Source organism: Paracoccus sp. SCN 68-21, assembly GCF_001724535.1.
Lineage (GTDB): Bacteria > Pseudomonadota > Alphaproteobacteria > Rhodobacterales > Rhodobacteraceae > Paracoccus > Paracoccus hibiscisoli.
This window is the reverse complement of sequence record NZ_MEES01000004.1, coordinates 1-22,228: the sequence shown is the minus strand read 5'-3', so window position 1 is coordinate 22,228 and position 22,228 is coordinate 1. Positions and strand designations below refer to the sequence as shown.

At 66.7% G+C, this 22,228-nt stretch carries 18 protein-coding genes; 11 read left to right on the top strand and 7 right to left on the bottom strand.

All coding sequences use genetic code 11. The features are described 5' to 3' along the window. Positions 1-44: 44 nt before the first annotated feature. Entirely contained in the window at positions 45-818 is a 774-nt protein-coding gene (rpsB, locus tag ABS73_RS02005) for a 30S ribosomal protein S2 (RefSeq protein WP_136855665.1), read from the bottom strand. A gap of 261 nt (positions 819-1,079) precedes the next feature. Between rpsB and eda the strand changes: the two genes are divergently transcribed. Then, positions 1,080-1,721 carry a bifunctional 4-hydroxy-2-oxoglutarate aldolase/2-dehydro-3-deoxy-phosphogluconate aldolase gene (gene eda, locus ABS73_RS02000; RefSeq protein WP_277023429.1) on the top strand — a complete coding sequence of 214 codons (642 nt, stop codon included), beginning with the start codon at positions 1,080-1,082 and terminating at the stop codon, positions 1,719-1,721. Between the two features lie 4 nt (positions 1,722-1,725). Next, positions 1,726-2,922: an MFS transporter gene (locus ABS73_RS01995; RefSeq protein WP_277023431.1), complete on the top strand. Its 1,197-nt coding sequence runs from the start codon at positions 1,726-1,728 to the stop codon at positions 2,920-2,922. A 2-nt stretch (positions 2,923-2,924) separates the two neighbouring features. Here the strand turns inward: ABS73_RS01995 and xseA are convergent, their stop codons facing one another. Continuing rightward, positions 2,925-4,511 (bottom strand): exodeoxyribonuclease VII large subunit, encoded by a 1,587-nt coding sequence (gene xseA, locus ABS73_RS01990; RefSeq protein ID WP_277023432.1) that lies wholly within the window; start codon positions 4,509-4,511, stop codon positions 2,925-2,927. Positions 4,512-4,573: 62 nt separating this feature from the next. Here xseA and purD point away from each other — a divergent pair, with 62 nt between their 5' ends. After that, complete coding sequence (gene purD / locus ABS73_RS01985; RefSeq protein WP_277023434.1) at positions 4,574-5,830, top strand: phosphoribosylamine--glycine ligase; 1,257 nt, start codon at positions 4,574-4,576, stop codon at positions 5,828-5,830. A gap of 100 nt (positions 5,831-5,930) precedes the next feature. Here purD and ABS73_RS01980 read toward each other — a convergent pair whose 3' ends face one another. Continuing rightward, the gene (locus tag ABS73_RS01980) at positions 5,931-6,950 is read right to left on the bottom strand and encodes a ribose-phosphate pyrophosphokinase (protein ID WP_136855670.1); all 1,020 of its coding nucleotides are present in this window, start codon (positions 6,948-6,950) and stop codon (positions 5,931-5,933) included. A gap of 85 nt (positions 6,951-7,035) precedes the next feature. Between ABS73_RS01980 and ABS73_RS01975 the strand changes: the two genes are divergently transcribed. After that, the gene (locus tag ABS73_RS01975) at positions 7,036-7,635 is read left to right on the top strand and encodes a 2-hydroxychromene-2-carboxylate isomerase (protein WP_277023435.1); all 600 of its coding nucleotides are present in this window, start codon (positions 7,036-7,038) and stop codon (positions 7,633-7,635) included. After that, positions 7,632-8,393, top strand: a complete 762-nt coding sequence (locus tag ABS73_RS01970) for an alpha/beta fold hydrolase (protein WP_277023437.1) — start codon at positions 7,632-7,634, stop codon at positions 8,391-8,393. The genes ABS73_RS01975 and ABS73_RS01970 overlap by 4 nt, the downstream gene beginning before the upstream one ends. Here the strand turns inward: ABS73_RS01970 and ABS73_RS01965 are convergent. The 3 genes from ABS73_RS01965 to gloB all read right to left on the bottom strand — a co-directional run bounded on the left by ABS73_RS01965 (position 8,390) and on the right by gloB (position 13,615). Beyond that, the gene (locus ABS73_RS01965) at positions 8,390-8,737 is read right to left on the bottom strand and encodes an H-type lectin domain-containing protein (RefSeq protein ID WP_277023438.1); all 348 of its coding nucleotides are present in this window, start codon (positions 8,735-8,737) and stop codon (positions 8,390-8,392) included. The genes ABS73_RS01970 and ABS73_RS01965 overlap by 4 nt on opposite strands. Positions 8,738-10,326: 1,589 nt before the next feature. Then, positions 10,327-12,651 carry an ATP-dependent Clp protease ATP-binding subunit ClpA gene (gene clpA / locus ABS73_RS01960; RefSeq protein ID WP_136855674.1) on the bottom strand — a complete coding sequence of 775 codons (2,325 nt, stop codon included), beginning with the start codon at positions 12,649-12,651 and terminating at the stop codon, positions 10,327-10,329. Positions 12,652-12,868: 217 nt separating this feature from the next. After that, complete coding sequence (gene gloB / locus ABS73_RS01955; RefSeq protein WP_277023439.1) at positions 12,869-13,615, bottom strand: hydroxyacylglutathione hydrolase; 747 nt, start codon at positions 13,613-13,615, stop codon at positions 12,869-12,871. Between the two features lie 57 nt (positions 13,616-13,672). On the opposite strand from gloB, the gene ABS73_RS01950 reads away from it, so the two are divergent. From ABS73_RS01950 to ABS73_RS01925, 6 genes are all read left to right on the top strand, one after another. Continuing rightward, on the top strand, positions 13,673-14,446 hold the full coding sequence (locus ABS73_RS01950) for a methyltransferase domain-containing protein (protein WP_136855676.1): 774 nt from the start codon (positions 13,673-13,675) through the stop codon (positions 14,444-14,446). A 273-nt stretch (positions 14,447-14,719) separates the two neighbouring features. Next, on the top strand, positions 14,720-15,286 hold the full coding sequence (locus ABS73_RS01945; RefSeq protein ID WP_277023440.1) for a F0F1 ATP synthase subunit delta: 567 nt from the start codon (positions 14,720-14,722) through the stop codon (positions 15,284-15,286). Next, positions 15,286-16,821: a F0F1 ATP synthase subunit alpha gene (gene atpA, locus ABS73_RS01940; RefSeq protein ID WP_136855678.1), complete on the top strand. Its 1,536-nt coding sequence runs from the start codon at positions 15,286-15,288 to the stop codon at positions 16,819-16,821. The genes ABS73_RS01945 and atpA overlap by 1 nt, the downstream gene beginning before the upstream one ends. A 12-nt stretch (positions 16,822-16,833) precedes the next feature. After that, the gene (locus tag ABS73_RS01935) at positions 16,834-17,703 is read left to right on the top strand and encodes a F0F1 ATP synthase subunit gamma (RefSeq protein ID WP_277023441.1); all 870 of its coding nucleotides are present in this window, start codon (positions 16,834-16,836) and stop codon (positions 17,701-17,703) included. A gap of 21 nt (positions 17,704-17,724) precedes the next feature. Next, on the top strand, positions 17,725-19,149 hold the full coding sequence (atpD, locus tag ABS73_RS01930) for a F0F1 ATP synthase subunit beta (protein WP_136855680.1): 1,425 nt from the start codon (positions 17,725-17,727) through the stop codon (positions 19,147-19,149). Positions 19,150-19,158: 9 nt separating this feature from the next. Next, entirely contained in the window at positions 19,159-19,608 is a 450-nt protein-coding gene (locus ABS73_RS01925) for a F0F1 ATP synthase subunit epsilon (protein ID WP_277023442.1), read from the top strand. On the opposite strand, the gene ABS73_RS01920 is transcribed toward ABS73_RS01925, so the two are convergent. Beyond that, positions 19,587-20,255 carry a hypothetical protein gene (locus ABS73_RS01920; protein ID WP_277023443.1) on the bottom strand — a complete coding sequence of 223 codons (669 nt, stop codon included), beginning with the start codon at positions 20,253-20,255 and terminating at the stop codon, positions 19,587-19,589. The two genes, ABS73_RS01925 and ABS73_RS01920, sit on opposite strands and share 22 nt — an antisense overlap. Between the last annotated feature and the right edge of the window lie 1,973 nt (positions 20,256-22,228).

Sequence of the window (22,228 nt, the reverse complement as noted above, 5' to 3'; positions counted from 1 at the left end):
CCCCCGCCTGACGACACATCCATGAAATTATCGATCCGGACGGATCAGGCCTCGGCGGGCGCCTCGGCCTCGTCCAGCAGCTCCTCGGGGGCGTCCGACAGCGAGCCCAGGTCGACGCCGGCGGCGCCCATCTGTGCCGACATGCCGTCCAGCGCCGCACGGCTGACCAGATCGCAGTACAGCGCGATGGCGCGCGCCGCGTCATCGTTGCCCGGAATGATGTAGTCCACGCCATCGGGCGAGCAGTTGGTGTCGACCACGGCCACGACCGGAATGCCCAGCTTCTTGGCTTCCAGGATGGCCAGGTCTTCCTTGTTCACGTCGATGACGAAGATCAGGTCGGGAAGGCCACCCATGTCGCGGATGCCGCCCAGCGAGGCTTGCAGTTTGGTCTGCTCGCGCTCCAGCTGCAGGCGCTCTTTCTTGGTCAGACCCTCGGCGCCGCCGGCCATGGTCTCATCAATCGCCTTCAGGCGGTTGATCGACTGGCTGACGGTCTTCCAGTTGGTCAGCGTGCCGCCCAGCCAACGGTGGTTCATGTAGAACTGCGCCGATTTCTCGGCGGCTTCGGCGATGGCCTTCTGGGCCTGGCGCTTGGTGCCGACGAACAGCACGCGGCCGCCCTTGGCGACGGTGTCGCGCACGACCTGCAGGGCCTGGTCCAGCATCGGGACGGTCTGGGTCAGGTCCAGGATGTGGATGCCGTTGCGGTCGCCATAGATGAACTCGCCCATGCGGGGGTTCCAGCGCTGCGTCTGGTGGCCATAGTGAACGCCAGCTTCAAGAAGCTGACGCAGCGAGAATTCGGGAAGCGCCATGAGGAGTTCCTTTCCGGTTTGCGCCTTGGCAGGGGGTCTCAGGGCGGATGCCCCAACCGGTGGACCTTTGCGGATATGTCCCGCAAGGCCCTCCCCTGCCTGTGAAGTAGGCGCGCGATAGCCCTTGCACGGGCGAAAGGCAAGCGGATTCGCTGTGGCATTCCTGCAGATAGCGGTAACATCGGCATGGCGGCACCCTTGCATCGGGCGGGGCTTGGGTTCAGGTTCGCAACAGTTCTATCCCTAAACAATAGGCCCGTCATGACCCCCCAAGATCAGTCCCGGCAGACGAAAGCCCTGTGCCAGTTGGCGCCGGTGATCCCGGTCATCGTCATCAAGGACGCAGGCCACGCCGAGGCGCTGGCGCGCGCGCTGGTCGCGGGCGGCCTGCCGGTGCTGGAGGTGACGCTGCGCTCGGACGCCGCGCTGGACGCGATCCGCGCCATGAGCCGCGTCGCGGGCGGCCATGTCGGCGCAGGCACCGTGCTGAACCCCGACGACGCGAAACGCGCCAAGGACGCGGGCGCCAGCTTTGCGGTCTCGCCCGGCCTGACCGACCGGCTGATCGCGGCCTGCGAGGACCTGGCCCTGCCGCTGCTGCCCGGCGCCGTCACCGCCTCCGAGGTGATGCGCGCCGCCGACGCCGGTTTCGACATGCTGAAGTTCTTTCCGGCCGAGGCGGTGGGCGGCGCCCCGGCGCTGAAATCGCTGGCAGGCCCCCTGCCCCGCATCAGCTTCTGCCCCACGGGCGGCGTCACGCCGCAGAACGCGACCAGCTATCTGTCCCTGCCCAACGTGATCTGCGTCGGCGGCAGCTGGATCGTGACCGATGCCGACATGGCCGCCGGCAACTGGCAGGCGATCGAGGATCGCGCCCGCACCGCCGCAGCCCTGCGCAGCTGACGCGATGGATCTGGCGCGCGCCCGCAGGAATGTCGCGGTCCTTGTGCTGGCACAGGCGATCCTGGGCGCGCAGATGTCGGTCATCTTCATCGTGGGCGGGCTGGCGGGACAGATCCTGTCGCCGCATCCCTGCCTGGTGACGCTGCCGCTGTCGATGATCATCCTGGGCTCGACCCTGTCGGCGCGGCCGCTGGCACGCTTCATGCAGGCGCGCGGGCGGCAGGCGGGGTTCCTGCTGGCGGTGGCGGCAGGGGGCCTGGGCGCGGCCGTCGCGGCGGCCGGGCTGTGGCTGGGATCGTTCGGGCTGTTCATGGTCGGATCGACCCTGACGGGCATCTACATGTCGGCGCAGGGCTTCTATCGCTTTGCCGCCACCGACACCGCGCCGGAAGATTACGCCCCCAAGGCCATCAGCCTGGTCATGGCCGGGGGCCTTGCCGCCGCCATCATCGGGCCTGCGCTGGTGCGGATGACCAGCGACCTGACGGCGGTGCCGTTCCTGGCGACCTATCTGGCGGTGATCGGCCTGAATCTGGCGGGGCCGTTCCTGTTTGCGTTCCTGGACATCCCCAAACCGCCCGCCCCGGTCGCAGGCGCACCCGCCGGACGCCCGATGGGCCAGATCCTGCGGACCCCCGCCATTGCCGTCGCGATGATCTGCGGGATGGTGTCCTATGCGCTGATGAACCTGGTGATGACCTCGACACCGCTGGCCGTGGTGGGCTGCGGCTATGACACGACGGATGCGGCCAATATCGTCAGCGCGCATGTGCTGGCCATGTTCGCGCCCAGCTTTGTCACCGGCCACCTGATCGCCCGCTTTGGCGCCGAGACCATCGTGGGGCTGGGCCTGGCGATCCTGGCCGCCGCTGGCGCCGTCGCCCTGTCCGGGGTGGAGCTGGAGCAGTTCTTCGTTGCGCTGATCCTGCTGGGGATCGGCTGGAACTTTGGCTATATCGGGGCCACGACCATGCTGACCCGCGCCCATGCCCCCGAGGAACGCGGCCGCGTGCAGGGCATGAACGATTTCGTGGTCTTCGGCGGCGTGTTCCTGGCCTCGCTGTCATCGGGCGGGCTGATGAACTGTTCGGGCGGGTCGATCGTCGCGGGCTGGAACGCGGTCAACCTGGCGATGCTGCCCTTCCTGGTGCTGGCGGGCGGAGCGCTGATCTGGCTGGTGATGCGTCCCCGCCCCGCCTGAGATTAGATCAGCGTCTTCTGCTCCGGCGGCGGCGCGGGCTTGCGGCGTTTCGCCTTGTCCGGGACGCCGTCGGGGCGCACGGCCACGCGGCGGTCACCCGCGAATTGCAACTCCATCCGGGGGGTCTGGGCCGCGGCCTCGGGCGTGGTCACGACCCCGCCATCGGGGCCGCGCACGATCACGAAGCCACGGCGCAGCGTCTGCTCGTGGCCCAACGACAGCCGCATCCGGTCCAGCCGCACCAGCGCATCCTGCCGCTGACGGCGGACACGGGCCATGGCCGCGACCAGCCGCTGATCCAGATCGGCCAGCCCCGCGCCCTGCTGCGCCACCGCGCGCCGGGTGGTCGCCACGACCCGCACCAGCGAATTCTCCAGCCGGTCGCGCAGCTGCGCCAGCCGGTCGCGCGGACGCTCCAGCCGCCGGGTGCGGGCGCCCTCCAGCCGCATCAGCGCCCGGTCCAGCCCCGCCCGCTTGCCCTGGGTGAACTGGCGCAGCATGGCGGCGGGCATCGGGCGCGCGGCCAGCTGTTGCCTGCACGCGCGGGCCAGCTGCCGCAGCGCGGGCTCCAGCCGCCCGCCCCACTGGTCCAGCCTTTGCCGCGCGCCCTCGGTCAGGGCGGCGGGGCGGCCTAGGGCGCGGGTCAGATCGCGCAGGCGCTGGCGCGGCTGCTGGATCGCCTGCGCATTGCTGCGCGCCATCCGCGCCCCGGTCTCGGCCAGCCGCGCGGCCAGGTCGGCACGGACCGGCACGGCCATCTCGGCCGCAGCGGTCGGCGTCGGCGCACGCCGGTCCGAGGCAAAGTCGATCAGCGTCGTGTCCGTCTCATGCCCCACGGCGGAAATCAGGGGGATGTCGCTTTCCGCCGCCGCCCGCACGACCGATTCCTCGTTGAAGCCCCACAGGTCCTCCAGCGACCCGCCGCCCCGCGCCACGATGATTAGATCGGGCCGCGGGATCGCCCCCCCCGGCGCCAGCGCGTTGAACCCCTGGATCGCTGCCGTCACCTGCGGCGCGCAGCCGTCGCCCTGCACGGCCACCGGCCAGATGATCACGCGGGTCGGAAACCGGTCCCGCAGCCGGTGCAGGATGTCGCGGATCACCGCACCGGATGGCGAGGTCACCACCCCGATCACCCGTGGCAGAAACGGCAGGGCGCGCTTTCGGTCCTGATCGAACAGCCCCTCGGCGGCCAGCGCCTTGCGACGCTTCTCCAGCATCGCCATCAACGCGCCGGCGCCGGCGGGTTCGATCTGGTCAACGATCATCTGGTATTTCGACTGGCCCGGAAAGGTCGTCAGGCGGCCGGTGGCAATGACCTCCATCCCCTCCTCGGGGCGTTGGATCAGGCGAGCGGCCTGCCCCTTCCAGGTGACGGCGGCCAGCACCGCGCGGTCGTCCTTGAGGTCGAAATACAGATGCCCCGATCCGGGGCGGGACACGCGGCCGACCTCGGCCCGCACGCGGACGCGGCCGAACTGATCCTCGATGCTGCGTTTGACCGCGCCGGACAGTTCGGACACGGTGAATTCATGCGCGTTGCTGCCCGGTTCGGGGGCATCGTCCATGTCGTCGTCCAGCAGGTCCATGCGTCTTGTTCCCTTGTCCGCGCCAGACTAGAACGCCGCAAGGTCAAGCGAAAGGGCGGCAGATGAATATCCTGATCCTGGGCGGCGGCGGGCGCGAACACGCGCTGGCCTGGGCGATCCGGCAGAACCCGAAATGCGACCGCCTGATCGTGGCGCCCGGCAATGCGGGCATCGCAGGCGTCGCCGAATGCGCCGACCTGGACGTGCTGTCGCGCGCCGAGGTCCTGGAGTTCGCTCAGGAAAGCGCCATCGACTTCGTGATCGTCGGCCCCGAGGCGCCCTTGGCCGCAGGCGTGTCCGACGCCCTGCGCAACGCGGGCTTCCTGGTCTTTGGCCCGTCGCAGGCCGCAGCCCAGCTGGAGGCATCCAAAACCTTCACCAAGGAAATCTGCGACGCTTGCGCCGCCCCGACTGCAGCCTGGGCCCGGTTCACCGATGCCGCCGCCGCCCGCGATTACGTGACCGCCCAGGGTGCGCCGATCGTCGTCAAGGCCGACGGCTTGGCCGCCGGCAAGGGCGTCACCGTGGCCGAGACGGTGGATCAGGCCCATGCCGCCATCGACGACATCTTCGACGGCGCATTCGGCGACATGTCCGTCGTCATCGAGGAGTTCATGGACGGAGAGGAAGCCAGCTTCTTCATCCTCTCGGACGGCACCGACTGTCTGGCCATCGGCACCGCCCAGGACCACAAGCGCATGGGCGATGGCGATACCGGCCCAAACACCGGCGGCATGGGCGCCTACAGCCCCGCCCCGGTGCTGACGCAGGCGATCCAGGATCAGGTGATGGACCGCATCGTGCGCCCCACCATCGCCGAGATGGCCCGGCGCGGCACCCCGTTCCAGGGGGTGCTCTATGCCGGGCTGATGATCGCGGACGGCCAGGCGCGGCTGGTCGAATACAACGTCCGCTTCGGCGACCCGGAATGCCAGGTACTGATGATGCGGCTTGGCGGCCAGGTGCTGGACCTGCTTCTGGCCTGCGCCGAGGGGCGGCTGGCCGACATGCCCGTCACCTGGGCCGACGACCACGCCCTGACCGTGGTCGTGGCCGCCCAAGGCTATCCCGGCGCCTATACCAAGGGCACCGCCATCCGCGGCCTGCAGGACCTGCCCGAAACCAGCTTCCAGATGACCTTCCACGCCGGCACCGACACCAAGGACGGCACCGTCATCGCGACGGGCGGACGCGTCCTTGCCTGCACCGGCCGCGGCGCCACCCTGGCCGAGGCGCATCAGCGCGCCTATGCGCTGGTCGACGCGATCGATTGGCCGCAGGGCTTCTGCCGCCGCGACATCGGCTGGCGCGCCCTCTGACAGCAAAGGGCCGGCGCGCCAAACACGCACCGGCCCCTGCCCTTCTTCTTCAGAAAAATATCCCCGCCGGAGGCATCCGCCCCCGCGCCCGGCGCGACCCTCAGCTGGGAGAGTACAACCCCTCATAGATCGGCAGCAGCGTGTCCGTCTCGAACAGGCTGGACACCGACGTCCCGTTCCAGATGTTCAGGATCGCCTGCGTGAACATCGGCGCGGTCGGCACGATGCGGATGTTGGGCGCATTCTTGACTGCATCGGTCGGCTGGATCGAATCGGTGATGACCAGCGATTTCATCACCGATTTCGACACCCGCTCGACCGCCGGACCGGACAGGACACCGTGCGTGATATAGGCATGCACCTCGGTCGCGCCATTGTCGGTCAGCACCTGCGCCGCCTTGCACAGCGTGCCCGCCGTGTCGCAGATGTCGTCCACGATGATGCAGGCCTTGCCCGACACGTCGCCGATCACGGTCATCTCGGCCACCTCGCCGGCCTTCTCGCGGCGCTTGTCCACGATGGCCAGGGGCGCGCCGATCCGGGTCGCCAGCTCTCGCGCGCGGGCCACGCCGCCCACATCCGGCGACACCACCATCAGATCGCCCATCCGGCCCTTGAAGTGATGCTGCACATCCAGCGCAAAGACCGGTGCCGCATAGAGGTTGTCCACCGGAATGTCGAAGAACCCCTGGATCTGCGCCGCATGCAAGTCCAGCGTCAGCACCCGGTCGATCCCCGCATTGGTCAGCAGGTTCGCGACCAGCTTGGCGGTGATGGGCGTGCGGGCCTTGGCGCGGCGGTCCTGGCGGGCATAGCCGAAATAGGGGATCACGGCGGTGATGCGCGCGGCCGACGACCGCTTCAGCGCATCGACCATGATCAGCAGTTCCATCAGGTTGTCATTGGCCGGGTTCGAGGTCGGCTGGATGATGTACATGTCCTCGCCGCGCACGTTCTCATAGACCTCGACGAAGATCTCGGCGTCGTTGAACCGCTCCACCCGCGCATCCAGCAGGTTGACGCTCATGCCCCGGTGCAGGGACATGCGCCGCGCGATGCTTTGCGCCAGCGGTCGGTTGGCATTTCCGGAAATCAGCTTGGGTTCGGTCATGACGGGCATGGGGCGGGGCCTTTGGCGGTTGCGTCAGATTGCGGCTGCCTTAGCACCGCGCTAGCCTGCGGGCAAACCCGGAAAGGACAAAGCCATGGCCCATATCGACTATTACTTGGCGACGATCAGCCCTTGGTGCTATCTGGCGGGCGACCGGCTGGAACGGATCGCCGCCCGACACGGCGCGCAGATCACCTATCGGCCGCTGGATGTGCTGCAACTGTTCGACCGCACCGGCGGCGTGCGCCCCGCACAGCGCCACGCCAGCCGCATGGACTACCGCAACCAGGAGCTGCCCCGGTGGGCCGACCATCTGGGCATGCCCCTGACCCTGAAACCGGCGCATTGGCCGGTGAACATGGCCCCCTCCTCCTATGCGATCATCGCGGCGCAGGAGGCGGGCGGCGGCGATCTGGGCGGGCTGGTGCACGGTTTCCTGCGCGCAGTCTGGGCCGAAAACCGCGACATCAGCGACGACGCGGTGATCCGCGACATCCTCGCCGCGCATGGCTTCGATCCGGCGCTGGCCGACACGGGGCTGTTCGTCGGCGCCGAAACCTATGGCCGCAACCTGGAACAGGCGGTGGCAGTGGGGGCCTTTGGCGCGCCCTTCTATATCGTGCGCGAGACCGATCAGCGGTTCTGGGGCCAGGACCGGCTGGACTTTCTGGACCGCCATCTGGCCACGCTGTGACGGGGCTGCATCTGCGCCACTGGCCGGGCGATGCCGACCGCCCGGCGCTGGCCCTGCATTGCATGATGGGCAGCGGGTCGTCCTGGGGCCCCATCGCCGCCGCGCTGGCGGGCCGCATCGATCTGCGCGGGTTCGACATGCCCGGCCACGGGCGCAGCGACGATTGGCAGCCCACGCCCGACGGCCCGGATTACCACACCGCAGTCACCCGGCTGGCGGCGGCGATGATCGACCGGCCACTGGACCTGATCGGCCACAGCTTCGGCGCGACCGTCGCGCTGCGCATCGCGGTTGCCGCCCCCGAGGCCGTGCGCAGCCTGACCCTGATCGAGCCGGTGCTGTTCGCCGCCTGCCCCGACCCCGCCCAGGATGCGCTGGACGCCCGGATGGCGGCCCTGCTGGACGAGGGTCGCGATGCCGAGGCGGCGGCGGCCTTCCTGTCGGTCTGGGGCGCGGTGCCGCCGCGGATCGGCGCGGCGATGCTGCGCCAGATCCGGCTGGTCGCGGGCACGGGCGATGCGCTGCGCCATGACAGCGCCCGCATCCTGCGCGAGGGCGGGCTGGAGCAGATCGACGCGCCGGTGCTGCTGATCCAGGGGGCCGAGAGCCCGCCGGTGGTCCGGGGCATCGCCGATGCCCTGGCCGCGCGCCTGCCCGATGTCGGCCGCGCGGTGGTGCCCGGTGCGGGTCACATGGCCCCGCTGACCCACCCCCAGCAGGTCGCCGGACTGATCGCGGTGAACCTGGACCGCGCCTAGAGGATAAAGTCCTGTTCGTCGGGAACGGCGCCGATCGCCGTCCATTGCACCCGCATCCGCGCGATGCGGGTGTCGCCCCAGGTCTGGAACACGATGTCGAACCCGGTCAGCGTGACGTTCTGTGCCTGCAGGTCGCCGCGCTGATTGCAGCTGCGGTCAAGATCCCACATCCCCACGCCCAGCTGCACCACCGGCGGCGCAACAAAGCGTTCGCTGAACACGACATGCTGCCGCACCTGGCGTTCGCCCTGATCCGTCCACATCGGTCCCTGGGTGTCATAGTCGGAGACGATCATGACCTCTCCGCGCAGGATTCCGATTTCGTGGGTGGCAAATCTCAACATGGGCCCATCCTTTTGCGCAGGCCGGTCTTAACGGGTCGCGCGGGGAAAAAAAAGATCGGATGGAGCGCCCTGCATTCTTGTGCCTCCCCTGCGATGATTTTGGGGCAAGGATGATCATATCAGTGCGGCCAGCCGCCTTTGTTCCAAGAGGCGATGCGATCCCGCGGCCTCCGGCACAGGCCGCGTTGCCCCGAGACACGCGCCGCCCCATTTGGGCATCCCACCGCCATGACGCAGCGGGTCAGCGAACGACCGCAGCTTTTTCAGAGCGACCTCACCGGTGGGCAGGTTCCGACGATCAACTCAGCGCCACGGTGACCATCTCAAGAAATCGATAGCGCGGTCAGTTTCGAAGCACGGCATCCTTCACGTGCACATGACCGTCATGGGGTCCGGCGCCCTTGACCCGGACCTTCAGGCCCGCATCGAAAAGGCTCCGCTCCTCTGACGACCACGCGCCGCCCCAGCCCATGCCGACCCTATCCCGACGCGATGTTCGGGCGGACCTCCAAAAGGCGCATAGGGCTTTCCACACTACCCTCTTGTGAGCGCAGAGGGGGCAAGGTGCCGACCGGCTGGCACGGCTGCTTCGAGCCCCTCTCGAAACCTTCGTCCCAGTGACGCGCCGTTTTCAAACCCCGTAATGTGCCGCCCTTGGCGTGTCTCACGCTCTCAGATGAGGTCTGATCGATGAGCAACGTGATATGGCTATCGGGTATGACCATCGCGCGCCTTCGCCCGGTCTGTCTCAAGAACCATGGTCGCACAAGTCGCGCGGATCTGCGGGTTCAGAGCAGCGTCATTTCCCGCTATCGCGACGGTGTTCGACGGGGCGACGGGCTTGGAGGAAAATAGCCAGGCCCGTCCTCAATCGCTCTGAGGGCGAAAACGATCACGCCGCCCTTGCCCGGATCGTGATAGGAATGCCGAAAAGGGAACCGATCGAGGACTATCTGATCGCCGCCGCCTGACTGAAGGCCCCCCAGCCTGCGTTCTGCACACCAAAAACTCGCACCCCACCGCCGGATCGGGAGAACAATAGCGCTCGACAGCAAAGGAACTTTTCCAGCGGACAAGTCGCCTGAGATCGGAATACAAAGTTGCATCCGCACATCGGGGCGAATGGGCGGCCAACTCCTCTCTTACGGCGCGTGCAGGGAGTGGCGCCATTGTGCAGCAGCCTGCAGCAGGCTCCATGACGCCTTGCAGAGGGAGACGTAACCCGACCAGCGGCGACGCATCCAATGACAGATGCCCAATGGTCGACACTTCAGACCAGGTGTCCCCATAGCGAGACACCGTACATGATGAACGTTGTCACAAAAAGCGCGACTTCATGGAGATCACATCCGGCTGACTTGTGACTTGGCGACGTATCATATGGCAGATGTCTGGAAATGTGCTTTGCCGCGGTGGCCTTAGCGACAACCATCATCTGCGGCCGTGATCAGGATCAATCCACCCGCTCAGAGCATGACGGATCCGTAGTTCGCAGGAACCAATATCCGCCATTCGGCAGGACATGCCGATGTTCGAACCGACCAGAATGGTGAAGGCCCCGCCATCTCGGCGGGGCCTTCACCCCTGCATCAATCCGCAGTCAGAAGGGGCGTCTTGGATTTGCCAATCCGCGGTGCGTCGGGGCCGGTGATGTCGAACACGGGTTTGTCGTCCTCGATATTGACCCTGACCACGCCACCCTTCGTCAGGCGACCGAACAGCAACTCCTCAGCCAGAGGCTTTTTGATGCTTTCCTGGATCACGCGGCCCAGGGGGCGGGCGCCCATTCGGTCGTCGTAGCCCTTCTCGGCCAGCCAGTTGGCGGCCTCGGGGGTCAGTTCGATATGGACGTTGCGGTCCATCAGCTGCGCCTCCAGCTGCAGCACGAACTTTTCGACCACATGGACCACCACGTCGCGCGACAGGGGCGCAAAGCTGATGATCGCATCCAGACGGTTGCGGAACTCGGGCGTGAAGGTCCGCTCGATCGCGGCCGTGTCCTCGCCCTCGCGCCGGTCGCGGCCAAAGCCGATCGCCGCCTTGGCCTGATCCGCCGCCCCTGCGTTCGAGGTCATGATCAGGATCACGTTGCGGAAATCGACGGTCCGGCCGTTATGGTCGGTCAAGCGGCCCGCATCCATGATCTGCAGCAGGATGTTGAACACATCCGGATGCGCCTTTTCGATCTCGTCCAGCAGCAGCACGCAATGCGGGTGCTGGTCGACGCCATCGGTCAGCAGACCGCCCTGGTCAAAGCCGACATAGCCCGGAGGCGCGCCGATCAGGCGGCTGACGGCATGCTTCTCCATGTATTCGGACATGTCGAAGCGGATCAGCTCGACCCCCAGGCTGGAGGCCAACTGCTTGGCCACCTCGGTCTTGCCGACGCCGGTCGGGCCTGCGAACAGATAGTTGCCGATGGGCTTTTCCGGTTCGCGCAGGCCCGCGCGGGCCAGCTTGATGGCGCTGGACAGCATCTCGATGGCGTTGTCCTGGCCAAAGACGACACGCTTCAGACCGGCATCCAGATCGCGCAGGACCTCGGCGTCGTTCTTGCTGACGTTCTTGGGCGGGATGCGGGCGATCTTGGCGACGACGGCCTCGATCTCCTTGGGGCTGATCGTCTTGCGGCGCTTGCTTTCGCTGACCAGATGCTGTGCCGCGCCCGCCTCGTCGATGACGTCGATGGCGCTGTCGGGCAGCTTGCGGTCATTGATATAGCGCGCAGCCAGCTCCACCGCCGACTTGATCGCGTCATTGGTGTAGCGCAGGTCGTGATGCGCCTCGAAATGCGGCTTGAGACCCATCAGAATCTTGATGGTGTCGGGCACCGAAGGCTCGTTCACGTCGATCTTCTGGAACCGGCGGCTCAGCGCGCGGTCCTTTTCGAAGTGCTGGCGATACTCCTTGTAGGTCGTGGACCCCATGCAACGCAGCTTACCGCCCGCCAGCGCGGGCTTCAGCAGGTTCGACGCATCCATCGCGCCCCCGGAGGTCGCGCCCGCACCGATCACGGTGTGGATCTCGTCGATGAACAGGATCGCATCGGGATGCGCCTCCAGCTCCTTGACGACGGCCTTCAGCCGCTCCTCGAAGTCGCCGCGATAGCGGGTGCCGGCCAACAGCGCGCCCATGTCCAACGAGAAGATCGTGGCACCCGCCAGAACCTCGGGGGTCTCTCCGCGGGTGATCTTCAGCGCCAGGCCCTCGGCGATGGCGGTCTTGCCCACGCCGGGGTCGCCCACCAGCAGCGGGTTGTTCTTGCGCCGGCGGCACAGGACCTGGATCGCGCGCTCGACCTCGGGCTCGCGACCGATCAGGGGGTCGACGTCGCCCTTCTTGGACTTGACGTTCAGGTCCACGCAATACTTGCCAAGGGCGGTCTCGTCCTTGGGGTCGGGGGCGGCCTCGGCCTGCTTGGCCTCGGCGGGCTCGTCCGATCCGACGACCTTGCGGGGCTCGTTGAAGGACGGGTTCTTGGCCACGCCATGCGCGATGAAGTTCACCGCGTCATAGCGGGTCATGTCCATCTCCTGCAGGAAGAAGGCCGCATTCGATTCGCGTTCGGCGAAGATGGCCACCAGCACGTTGGCCCCGGTCACCTCCTGGCGGCCCGAGCTTTGGACATGGATGGCGGCGCGCTGGATCACCCGCTGGAAGGCGGCCGTCGGCACCGCCTCGGACCCTTCGACATCGGTGATCAGCGTGGACAGGTCATCCTCGATGAAATCGACCAGGGTCTTGCGCAGCTCTTCCAGATCGACGTTGCAGGCGCGCATGACCTTGACCGCGTCGGGTTCCTCGGTCAGCGCCAGCAACAGATGTTCCAGCGTCGCAAGCTCGTGTCGATGTTCGTTCGCCAGCGCAAGCGCCTGGTGAATGGCCTGTTCCAGGGAGGTCGAGAAACTTGGCACGGTCGTCTCCTGTCAGTCGGCTGGCGGTATGGGCTATTCGCGGCCCACCTGCCCAGACTGTCATGGTAGGGTTAAGATTTGGTGGATTTCGCCTGGCATCAAGTGGTTTTTCCGACAGGTGCCACGTTTTTCCCCCGGTTGAGGCCAATGTGATGTCGCAACGCCCGCATTTCAAGCGTATCGCGCCCGGCCCCCTGTGCGCCGGTGCCGCAGGGGGTCAGAATTCGTCCTTCATCCGGCGCAGCCGCGCAAAGACCGCGGCGTCGTCCTGACCCTCCATGCCAAGGGGGCCGCGCAGCGCCGAGATCCGCAGGAACGGGTTGGTCGCGCGCTCTTCGGCCAGGGTCGCGGGGGCGCAGGGGCTACGCGCCTCGGCGATGGCGGCCAGGCGATCCTGCAGGTCGGGGTTGTCGGCATCGACGGACAGCGCAAAGGCGCCGTTGCCCGCGCAATAGTCGTGGCCCGAACAGATCAGCGTGTCCCCGGGCAGGGCGTTCAGGCGCGACAGGCTGTCCCACATCATGGCCGGATCGCCCTCGAACAGGCGGCCGCAGCCCAGGGCCATCAGGCTGTCGGCGGTGAAGGCCATGGCGCTGGCCGGCAAATGGAACGCCACATGGCCCACCGTGTGGCCCGACACGTCGATCACCTCGACCGCCTCGCCCAGCACCTCCAGCGGCTCTCCGGGGGCCACGCTGACATCCAGCGGCGGCAGGCGGTGCGCATCGGCGGCCGCACCGATGACGCGCGCCCCGGTGGCCGCGACGATCTCGGGGACGGCCTGGATGTGGTCGTCGTGGTGATGGGTCAGCAGGATCGCGTCCAGACCCCAGCCCCGCGCCTCCAGTTCGGTCAGGACCGGCATCGCCTCGGGGGCGTCGATCAGCACGGTGCCCGCGTCGGAATGCAGCAGGTAGGCATAGTTGTCCTTGAGGCAGCGCAGCGTGACCAGTTCCAGCGGCATTGGCAAATCCTTGACCTTGTGTTCACCTGAGCCTGTCAAAACCGGGACCTGCGCGCAATGCACCATGACATCGACCAGCTGCGGCGCTTTTATTACCAGCGGGCGCTTGGCCGCGTGGTCCAGCGCATCCTGCGCGACCGGCTGACCGCGCGGTGGGCGCCGGGGGGCTGCACGGGCATGACGGTGGCGGGGTTCGGCTTTGCCGCGCCGATGCTGCGGCCCTATCTGCCGACAGCGCGCCGGGTGACGGCGCTGATGCCCGGGCCGCAGGGGGTGATGGGTTGGCCCGCGGGCCAGGCCAACCATTCGGTCCTGTGCGACGAGACAGCCTGGCCGATCGAGACCGGCAGCCTGGACCGCCTGGTCATGCTGCACGGGCTGGAAACCAGCGAGCATCCGCGCGAATTGCTGGCCGAGGCCTGGCGCTGCCTGGGACCGGGGGGGCGGATGATGCTGATGGTGCCGAACCGGGCGGGCCTGTGGGCGGCGTCGGACCGCACGCCTTTTGGCTTCGGTCGGTCCTACACCACCGGCCAGGTCGAGGCGCAGATGCGCCGCGCGGGGTTCCAGAACGACTGGCACGGCAGCGCGGTCTATATCCCGCCCTCGGACAGGCGATTCTGGTTGCGCAGCGCCCAGTTCTGGGAACGCACCGGCGCGCGCATCAGCCGGGTGCTGATCGCGGGCGTGATCCTGGTCGAGCTGTCCCGCCAGACCCGCGCCCCGGTCGGTCCGGGGGTGCGAATCCATGTGCCCAGCCCGCTGGAGATCCTGGACGGCGTGGCGCGCCCCCGCCCGCAAACCGCCCCCACCGCCCGCAAAAGCGACTGAATCCCGCCGCTGATGCGACATCCTGCCGCATGAGGGGCGGGCCGTTTAGGACGGGTGTTAGCGCTGCCCGTCGGGGGTTTTCGTAAACCTGCGCCCTTTGTCGCAAAGGCCCGCGTTTCCCTGCCCTTGTAGGTTGCCGGGCGTCAAATCACCTGCTAGAGACGCCCCAGATTTGCGCGCGACCTTCCATCAGCCGCGCGACCGCGACCCGCACCCCGCGACAGACCAGGCGACAGCCCGGCCCGCCAGCGGGGTTTGGGCAAACCGTAAAGGATGACCGTGGCCAACTCTGCTTCCATTTCCCAGAGCATCGCCGGACGCTATGCGCAGGCCGTCTTCGAGATCGCGAAGGAAGGCGGGGGCATCGACGCCCTGGCGACCCAGACCGCCGATCTGGACGCGGCCCTGCACGACAGCGCCGAGCTGCGCGACCTGATCGCCAGCCCGATCTATTCACGCGATCAGCAGGCCCGCGCCATCGGCGCGCTGGCCACCCGGATGCAGCTGTCGCCGGTGCTGGCCAACACGCTGCAGCTGATGGCGCAGAACCGCCGGCTGTTCGTGCTGCCGCACATGGTGTCGCGCCTGTCCGACCTGATCGCCGCCGAGCGCGGCGAGGTCACCGCCGACGTCACCAGCGCCATCGCGCTGACGGATGCGCAGATGGACCGCCTGAAACAGACCCTGGCCGAGAAATCGGGCAAGACGGTCAAGCTGAACACGCGCGTCGATGAGACCCTCATCGGCGGCATGATTGTCAAGTTGGGCTCGCAGATGATCGACAGCTCGGTCCGCTCGAAGCTCGCTTCCCTGCAGAATGTCATGAAAGAGGTCGGATAATGGGAATCCAGGCTGCCGAAATTTCGGCGATCCTCAAGGAGCAGATCAAGAACTTCGGCCAGGACGCCGAAGTTGCCGAAGTTGGTCAGGTCCTGTCCGTCGGTGACGGCATCGCGCGCGTCTATGGTCTGGACAAGGTCCAGGCCGGCGAGATGGTCGAATTCCCCGGCGGAATCCGCGGCATGGTGCTGAACCTCGAGACCGACAACGTCGGTATCGTGATCTTCGGCGACGACCGCTCGATCAAGGAAGGCGACACCGTCAAGCGCACGCGCTCGATCGTGGACGTTCCGGTCGGCAAGGCCCTGCTGGGCCGCGTCGTGGACGGCCTGGGCAACCCGATCGACGGCAAGGGCCCGATCGAGACGACCGAGCGCCGCATCGCCGACATGAAGGCCCCCGGCATCATGCCGCGCAAATCGGTGCACGAGCCGATGGCAACCGGCCTGAAGTCGGTGGACGCCATGATCCCCGTCGGCCGCGGCCAGCGCGAGCTGATCATCGGTGACCGCCAGACCGGCAAGACCGCGATCGCGCTGGACACGATCCTGAACCAGATGAGCTATAACGGCCGCGAGGCCGAGGGCATGAAGACCCTGCACTGCATCTATGTCGCCGTCGGCCAGAAGCGTTCGACCGTGGCCCAGCTGGTCAAGAAGCTGGAAGAGACCGGCGCCATGGCCTACACCACCGTCGTGGCCGCGACCGCGTCCGACCCGGCGCCGATGCAGTTCCTGGCGCCCTATTCCGGCACCGCGATCGGCGAGTATTTCCGCGATAACGGCATGGACGCGCTGATCATCTATGACGATCTGTCCAAGCAGGCCGTGGCCTATCGCCAGATGTCGCTGCTGCTGCGCCGTCCGCCCGGACGCGAAGCCTATCCGGGGGACGTGTTCTATCTGCACTCGCGCCTGCTGGAGCGTTCGGCCAAGCTGAACGAGGCCAATGGCTCGGGCTCGCTGACCGCGCTGCCGATCATCGAGACGCAGGCGGGCGACGTGTCGGCCTATATCCCGACCAACGTGATCTCGATCACCGACGGCCAGATCTTCCTGGAGACGGAACTGTTCTTCCAGGGCGTCCGCCCGGCCGTGAACACCGGTCTGTCGGTCAGCCGCGTGGGGTCTGCCGCCCAGACCAAGGCGATGAAATCCGTCGCAGGTCCGGTCAAGCTGGAGCTGGCGCAGTACCGCGAGATGGCGGCCTTTGCCCAGTTCGGTTCGGACCTGGACGCCGCGACTCAGCGCCTGCTGAACCGGGGTGCCCGCCTGACTGAGCTGATGAAGCAGCCGCAGTATCGTCCGCTGACCAACGCCGAGATCGTGATCGTGATCTATGCCGGGACCAAGGGCTATATCGACCAGGTTCCCGTCCGCGAGATCGTGGCCTGGGAAGAGGGTCTGATCCAGTTCCTGCGCAGCCAGAAGTCCGACCTGCTGGACGACATGACCCGCAACGACCGCAAGGTCAGCGGCGATCTGGAAAATGCGATCAAGGCGGTGCTGGACGAATACAACAGCACCCGCGCCTGAGAGGGGGAATAGATGCCCAGTCTCAAGGATCTCAAGAACCGGATCGGCAGCGTCAAGAACACGCGCAAGATCACCAAGGCGATGCAGATGGTCGCCGCCGCCAAACTGCGCCGTGCGCAGGAGGCGGCGGAGGCCGCGCGCCCCTATGCCGACCGCATGGCGGCCGTCATGGCCGGCCTGACCGCGAATGCGGCAGGCCAGTCGGGCGCGCCGCGCCTGCTGGCCGGCACGGGTGAGGACAAGCGTCACCTGCTGGTCGTGATGACGGCGGAGCGCGGCCTGGCCGGGGGCTTCAACAGCTCAATCGTGCGTCTGGCGCGCGTTCATGCCGACCGGCTGCGGGCCGAAGGCAAGGACGTCGCGATCCTGACCGTCGGCAAGAAGGGCCGCGAGCAGCTTAAGCGCGACTATGGCAGCCTGTTCGTGCATCATGTCGACCTCTCCGAGGTCAAGCGCATGGGCTATGACACCGCCCGCGCCATCACGGACGAGGTTCTGGCCCGTTTCGACGGCGGCGATTTCGACGTGGCGACGATCTTCTACAACCGCTTCGAATCGGTAATCAGCCAGATCCCGACCGCGCGGCAGATCATCCCCGCCGAGGTGCCCGAAGGGGCCACCGCCAACGCGCTGTACGATTACGAACCGGGTGAGGACGCGCTGCTGGCCGAACTGCTGCCGCGATCCGTCGCGACGCAGATCTTTGCCGCCCTTCTGGAGAATGCAGCGTCCGAGCAGGGCGCGCGGATGAGTGCCATGGACAACGCCACGCGCAACGCGGGCGACATGATCGACCGACTGACGACGCAGTACAACCGCTCGCGTCAGGCTGCGATCACCACGGAGCTGATCGAAATCATTGCGGGCGCCGAGGCGCTCTGACCGTAAAGCAAAGGTGACAACATGGCAGAGGCCACTGGTAAAATCACGCAGGTGATCGGCGCCGTCGTTGACGTGCAGTTCGAAGACCAGCTTCCGGCGATTCTGAACGCGCTGGTGACGACCAACAACGGCAAGAAGCTGGTGCTGGAAGTTGCCCAGCATCTGGGCGAGAACACCGTCCGCACCATCGCCATGGACGCGACCGAAGGTCTGGTCCGCGGCGAGGTCGTGACCGACACCGGCAACCCGATCATGGTGCCCGTGGGCGACGTGACCCTGGGCCGCATCCTGAACGTCGTGGGCGAGCCCGTCGACGAAGGCGCCGACCTGGCCGCCAGCGAGACCCGCGCCATCCACCAGCCGGCACCCGACTTCGCCGCGCAGGCGACCAGCTCGGAGATCCTGGTGACCGGCATCAAGGTCATCGACCTGCTGGCCCCCTACTCCAAGGGCGGCAAGATTGGCCTGTTCGGCGGCGCCGGCGTGGGCAAGACGGTTCTGATCATGGAACTGATCAACAACATCGCCAAGGTGCACTCGGGCTATTCCGTGTTCGCAGGCGTGGGTGAGCGTACCCGCGAAGGCAACGACCTGTATCATGAGATGGTCGAATCGGGCGTCATCGTCCCCGACAACCTGTCGGAGTCGAAGGTGGCGCTGGTCTATGGCCAGATGAACGAGCCGCCGGGCGCCCGCATGCGAGTCGCCCTGACCGGTCTGACCCTGGCGGAACAGTTCCGCGACGCCTCGGGCACGGACGTGCTGTTCTTCGTGGACAACATCTTCCGCTTCACCCAGGCCGGGTCCGAAGTGTCGGCTCTGCTGGGCCGCATCCCGTCCGCCGTGGGCTATCAGCCGACGCTGGCGACCGACATGGGCGCGATGCAGGAACGCATCACCTCGACCAAGAACGGCTCGATCACCTCGATCCAGGCCGTCTACGTCCCGGCCGACGACCTCACCGACCCGGCGCCGGCCACGACCTTTGCCCACCTGGACGCCACGACCGTTCTGTCGCGTGCGATCTCGGAACTGGGCATCTACCCGGCCGTGGACCCGCTGGACTCGAACAGCCGCATCCTGGACCCCGCCGTCGTCGGCGAGGAGCATTACCAGGTGGCGCGCGACGTGCAGGGCATCCTGCAGAAGTACAAGTCGCTGCAGGACATCATCGCGATCCTGGGCATGGACGAGCTGTCCGAAGAGGACAAGCTGACCGTGACCCGCGCGCGCAAAATCCAGCGCTTCCTGTCGCAGCCCTTCGACGTCGCCAAGGTCTTCACCGGTTCGGACGGCGTCCAGGTGCCGCTGGAAAAGACCATCGCCTCGTTCAAGGCGGTCGTCGCGGGTGAATACGACCACCTGCCGGAATCGGCCTTCTACATGGTCGGCGACATCGAGGACGTGAAGGCCAAGGCACAGCGTCTGGCCGCAGAAGCGGCGTAAGGAGGCACAATGGCCGATACCATGCAGTTCGACCTCGTGTCGCCGGAACGGAGCCTCGCCTCCGTTCCCGTGCGCGAGGTGCGCCTGCCGGGCAGCGATGGCGATCTGACCGCCATGCCCGGCCATGCGCCCACGATCGTGACCCTGCGTCCGGGCATGGTGATCCTGGTCGGTGCCGACGGCACCACCAGCGAATTCGCCGTGACCGGCGGCTTTGCCGAGATCAATCAGGACAGCGTCAGCCTGCTGGCCGAACGCGGTCACCCGCGCGAGGAGCTGACGCAGGAGGTCTATAACGACATGCTGCGCGACGCCCACCGCGTGCATCGCAACGCCACCGACCGACGCGAGCAGGTCGGAGAAGAGATCGTGACCGCCGCCGTCAAGCTCTTGGGCGACATGCAGGCGCTTGGCACGCATATCGGGCTGGACCCCAATCAGTCCACCGTGCCCGACTGATCGCCATTCCCCGACAATCCCTGCAAGCCCCGGTCGTGACCGGGGCTTTTTCCATTGGAAAGCAGGCTTTCCAAACCGGAATCCGGGCTGTCCTTGGCAGTCAGCGGGTCGTGTTGCGATAGGCGTCCTGTCAGTCTTGTCGTCGTTCCGGCAGAACGAGCCGCTGCGCGGCTGGCGCCAACTCCTCCGGTCATCGGGATATTTACCGTGGGTGCGCGCAGGTTCTGCACCCTTTCGGCGACGGAACAGTCGTTCATTTCGCCGTTCACCCCGCCGCAACCGCTCAATGGCATCATCCGCCTGAGAGCGGGCAAACAGCTTCTCGACCTTTCTCCGGACATACTTGATGCAAGAGAATGCGTCGGTCTTTGCCTGCTGCCGCCAAGACCGTGGCGGGCGATCTTGCCACGATAGAAGCCGCTCCCCATTGAGGCATCAGAAGGCAGCGGTTCGTGCCCCCTTACACCGGACCCGATCTCATCTTGCATCTGGCACCACGATCTCTTCAGCACCCGCCCGCCGATGCAGGTGTATTCACGCGCCGCGTGATCAAAAAGGGAATGCCGTTGCCGGAAATGCAAGGCGGCTGCCTGCGCTCCAATCGAAAGCCGACAATCATGCATGTCGATCCTCTGTCCTTCGTCCATCCAGCCCCGCACCCCAGACATTACGGGTGACGACCGTTCCGGCCCATACGGCGTCCATGCCGTAGTGATTGTCACGCATGACTGAGCGGGTTTTTTTGATGGGGACGGGGGCGATCTGAGAGTCCGCGTATGGCGTCACGGAGGGCTCAGGGCGTGGCCTGCCCTCTTTGCCGTGGCCATGGCGCCATCGGGCCCGAACCGTGGGGCGACCGGTCCCATGGTTCGACCGATGAGGTCCGTGACAGCCCCGCATCGTCGGACTGCGGAGCATGGTGACGGCCTCGTCCGGTCCGGCTGCGCAGAGGTCGGGGGGTGCTGCACTGGCTTACGCGAGGATGCCCGCCGGGATGTGTCCCCCGGCCGCCGCGACACGTCGGTCCGGAGGGACCCTCCCGATGCCGGGAAGGTCGGCGCGGGACACATGACGCGATCGCGTTCGACGCCGGTCAGACAGGCAGACGGGGCACGCGCGCTCAGCGCGACGAAGCCGTCAAAGGCCAGGGGCATCAAGGCGGTCGGCCGTCGGGCGCAAACATGGGCGATTGTGCCGGGCTGCGTGCCATGCGTTTCCACCACTTTTGGCAATCGCATTCCCGCCGACGGCCTGCCCTTCGGTCCCGCGCAAAGACTGCCATGCGGTTGCGGCATCCGGTGAGGCCGGGTTTGATCCTGCCGGCATGCCCCTGCCTTGCGCATTCGCGGCTGTCTGCACGACCGGCGGGTCCCGGTCTTCGACCAGCTGGCATCGGCGAAAAGGGGTCCGGCGTGCCCGACCGGTGCGGAGCAGCAGACCCCGACCCGATGCGTCCCCACCATGGGCATTGCCACGGCATTGCACGAGGGCCCCGGGCGCCGCGCATTCTGGCGCGGAGGCGCGTGTCGGGTAACGTCCGAAAACGCCCTGCGGATCGCTCCGTCGCCCCCTACCCCTGGGAGGGCGCCCATGGCTTACCTCTCAGGCGACATCAGCACCCTCGCAGCGCATGACCATTCCGCAATCGCACACCTTATCCACCTGACGAACGGCCTAATTCGGGGATCGATCTGGCGGCGGACATTTGGATCCAGGTCAGCCAGGGTCTCGCCTCGTGCCTAATCACAGCTAGACAATGATCGCTGCGTCTACGGGTGTGGCAGAAGGGAAAGTCGCCGGGCGCCGGTCGTCTCAAACGGCACTTCATCGACAATCCTTGAGAGAGCAAAGCGCGATCTCGATCCAGTCGCGCCCGTCGTCTTATTCAACCGGTCCTCATGCGGGATTTCTTGTCATGCATTCATGCTCCTATGCGTTTGCCCTCAATTCGCCTCACAGTATGCCCCGTCATCCCATATCGGCCCGGCCATTTAGCCGACAGAGGCGTCCCCAGCAGACATGCGCCCGGACAAGCGCTGACCTGGCCTGTTGTACGGATGAGAGGAGGGGCCGATCATGCGCGCCGAGCGTGTCAGGCAGTCGGACAAGGAATATCGGCCGCAATGCGCTGCGCGGCTGTCGAAGATCCGATCTTATGGTTGGGATGGCCGACAGAAACCATTCAATCACACACCTTTTGGTTGATGTTCGGACCTACCGATCACCTTGAGGGAATGCGGACTCAAAGGCGCGACGAGTTCGCCGATCCCGATACGGCGACCCCTCCCGGGTCGGGGTCCGGAAGGTAGCCCCCGAGCAGTTCATCTTCGTTCGATCCGTCGCAAATTACGAACGGCAGGACCCGGTGCGCTCCGCAGCGAAGTCCCTGCGACGCTCATCAGCCATGCCCTTGGTGATGGATCATCGCCTTTGCTGCGTAGTGCATGGTCCACCGAGCCCCACACGGCGGTCGCTGAATGTCCAATCCCCCCGCCTGAATGCGTGGAACGCCGTGTCACTGGGGCCGTGTCCCAAGGCTTGGTGTAGGAGACCGCGGGCGGAGCCCTTGGCGTAGCGCAGCGCGCGGCCGGTGGTGAGGCTGGCGGCCACCGTCGATCTT

Bases quoted from the DNA above. Each gene is read 5' to 3' on its own strand.
- rpsB (WP_136855665.1), bottom strand. From the start codon at position 818: ATGGCGCTTCCCGAATTCTCGCTGCGTCAGCTTCTTGAAGCTGGCGTT.
- eda (WP_277023429.1), top strand. From the start codon at position 1,080: ATGACCCCCCAAGATCAGTCCCGGCAGACGAAAGCCCTGTGCCAGTTG.
- ABS73_RS01995 (WP_277023431.1), top strand. From the start codon at position 1,726: ATGGATCTGGCGCGCGCCCGCAGGAATGTCGCGGTCCTTGTGCTGGCA.
- xseA (WP_277023432.1), bottom strand. From the start codon at position 4,511: ATGGACCTGCTGGACGACGACATGGACGATGCCCCCGAACCGGGCAGC.
- purD (WP_277023434.1), top strand. From the start codon at position 4,574: ATGAATATCCTGATCCTGGGCGGCGGCGGGCGCGAACACGCGCTGGCC.
- ABS73_RS01980 (WP_136855670.1), bottom strand. From the start codon at position 6,950: ATGCCCGTCATGACCGAACCCAAGCTGATTTCCGGAAATGCCAACCGA.
- ABS73_RS01975 (WP_277023435.1), top strand. From the start codon at position 7,036: ATGGCCCATATCGACTATTACTTGGCGACGATCAGCCCTTGGTGCTAT.
- ABS73_RS01965 (WP_277023438.1), bottom strand. From the start codon at position 8,737: ATGTTGAGATTTGCCACCCACGAAATCGGAATCCTGCGCGGAGAGGTC.
- gloB (WP_277023439.1), bottom strand. From the start codon at position 13,615: ATGCCGCTGGAACTGGTCACGCTGCGCTGCCTCAAGGACAACTATGCC.
- ABS73_RS01950 (WP_136855676.1), top strand. From the start codon at position 13,673: ATGCACCATGACATCGACCAGCTGCGGCGCTTTTATTACCAGCGGGCG.
- ABS73_RS01945 (WP_277023440.1), top strand. From the start codon at position 14,720: ATGACCGTGGCCAACTCTGCTTCCATTTCCCAGAGCATCGCCGGACGC.
- atpA (WP_136855678.1), top strand. From the start codon at position 15,286: ATGGGAATCCAGGCTGCCGAAATTTCGGCGATCCTCAAGGAGCAGATC.
- ABS73_RS01935 (WP_277023441.1), top strand. From the start codon at position 16,834: ATGCCCAGTCTCAAGGATCTCAAGAACCGGATCGGCAGCGTCAAGAAC.
- atpD (WP_136855680.1), top strand. From the start codon at position 17,725: ATGGCAGAGGCCACTGGTAAAATCACGCAGGTGATCGGCGCCGTCGTT.
- ABS73_RS01925 (WP_277023442.1), top strand. From the start codon at position 19,159: ATGGCCGATACCATGCAGTTCGACCTCGTGTCGCCGGAACGGAGCCTC.
- ABS73_RS01920 (WP_277023443.1), bottom strand. From the start codon at position 20,255: ATGGACGAAGGACAGAGGATCGACATGCATGATTGTCGGCTTTCGATT.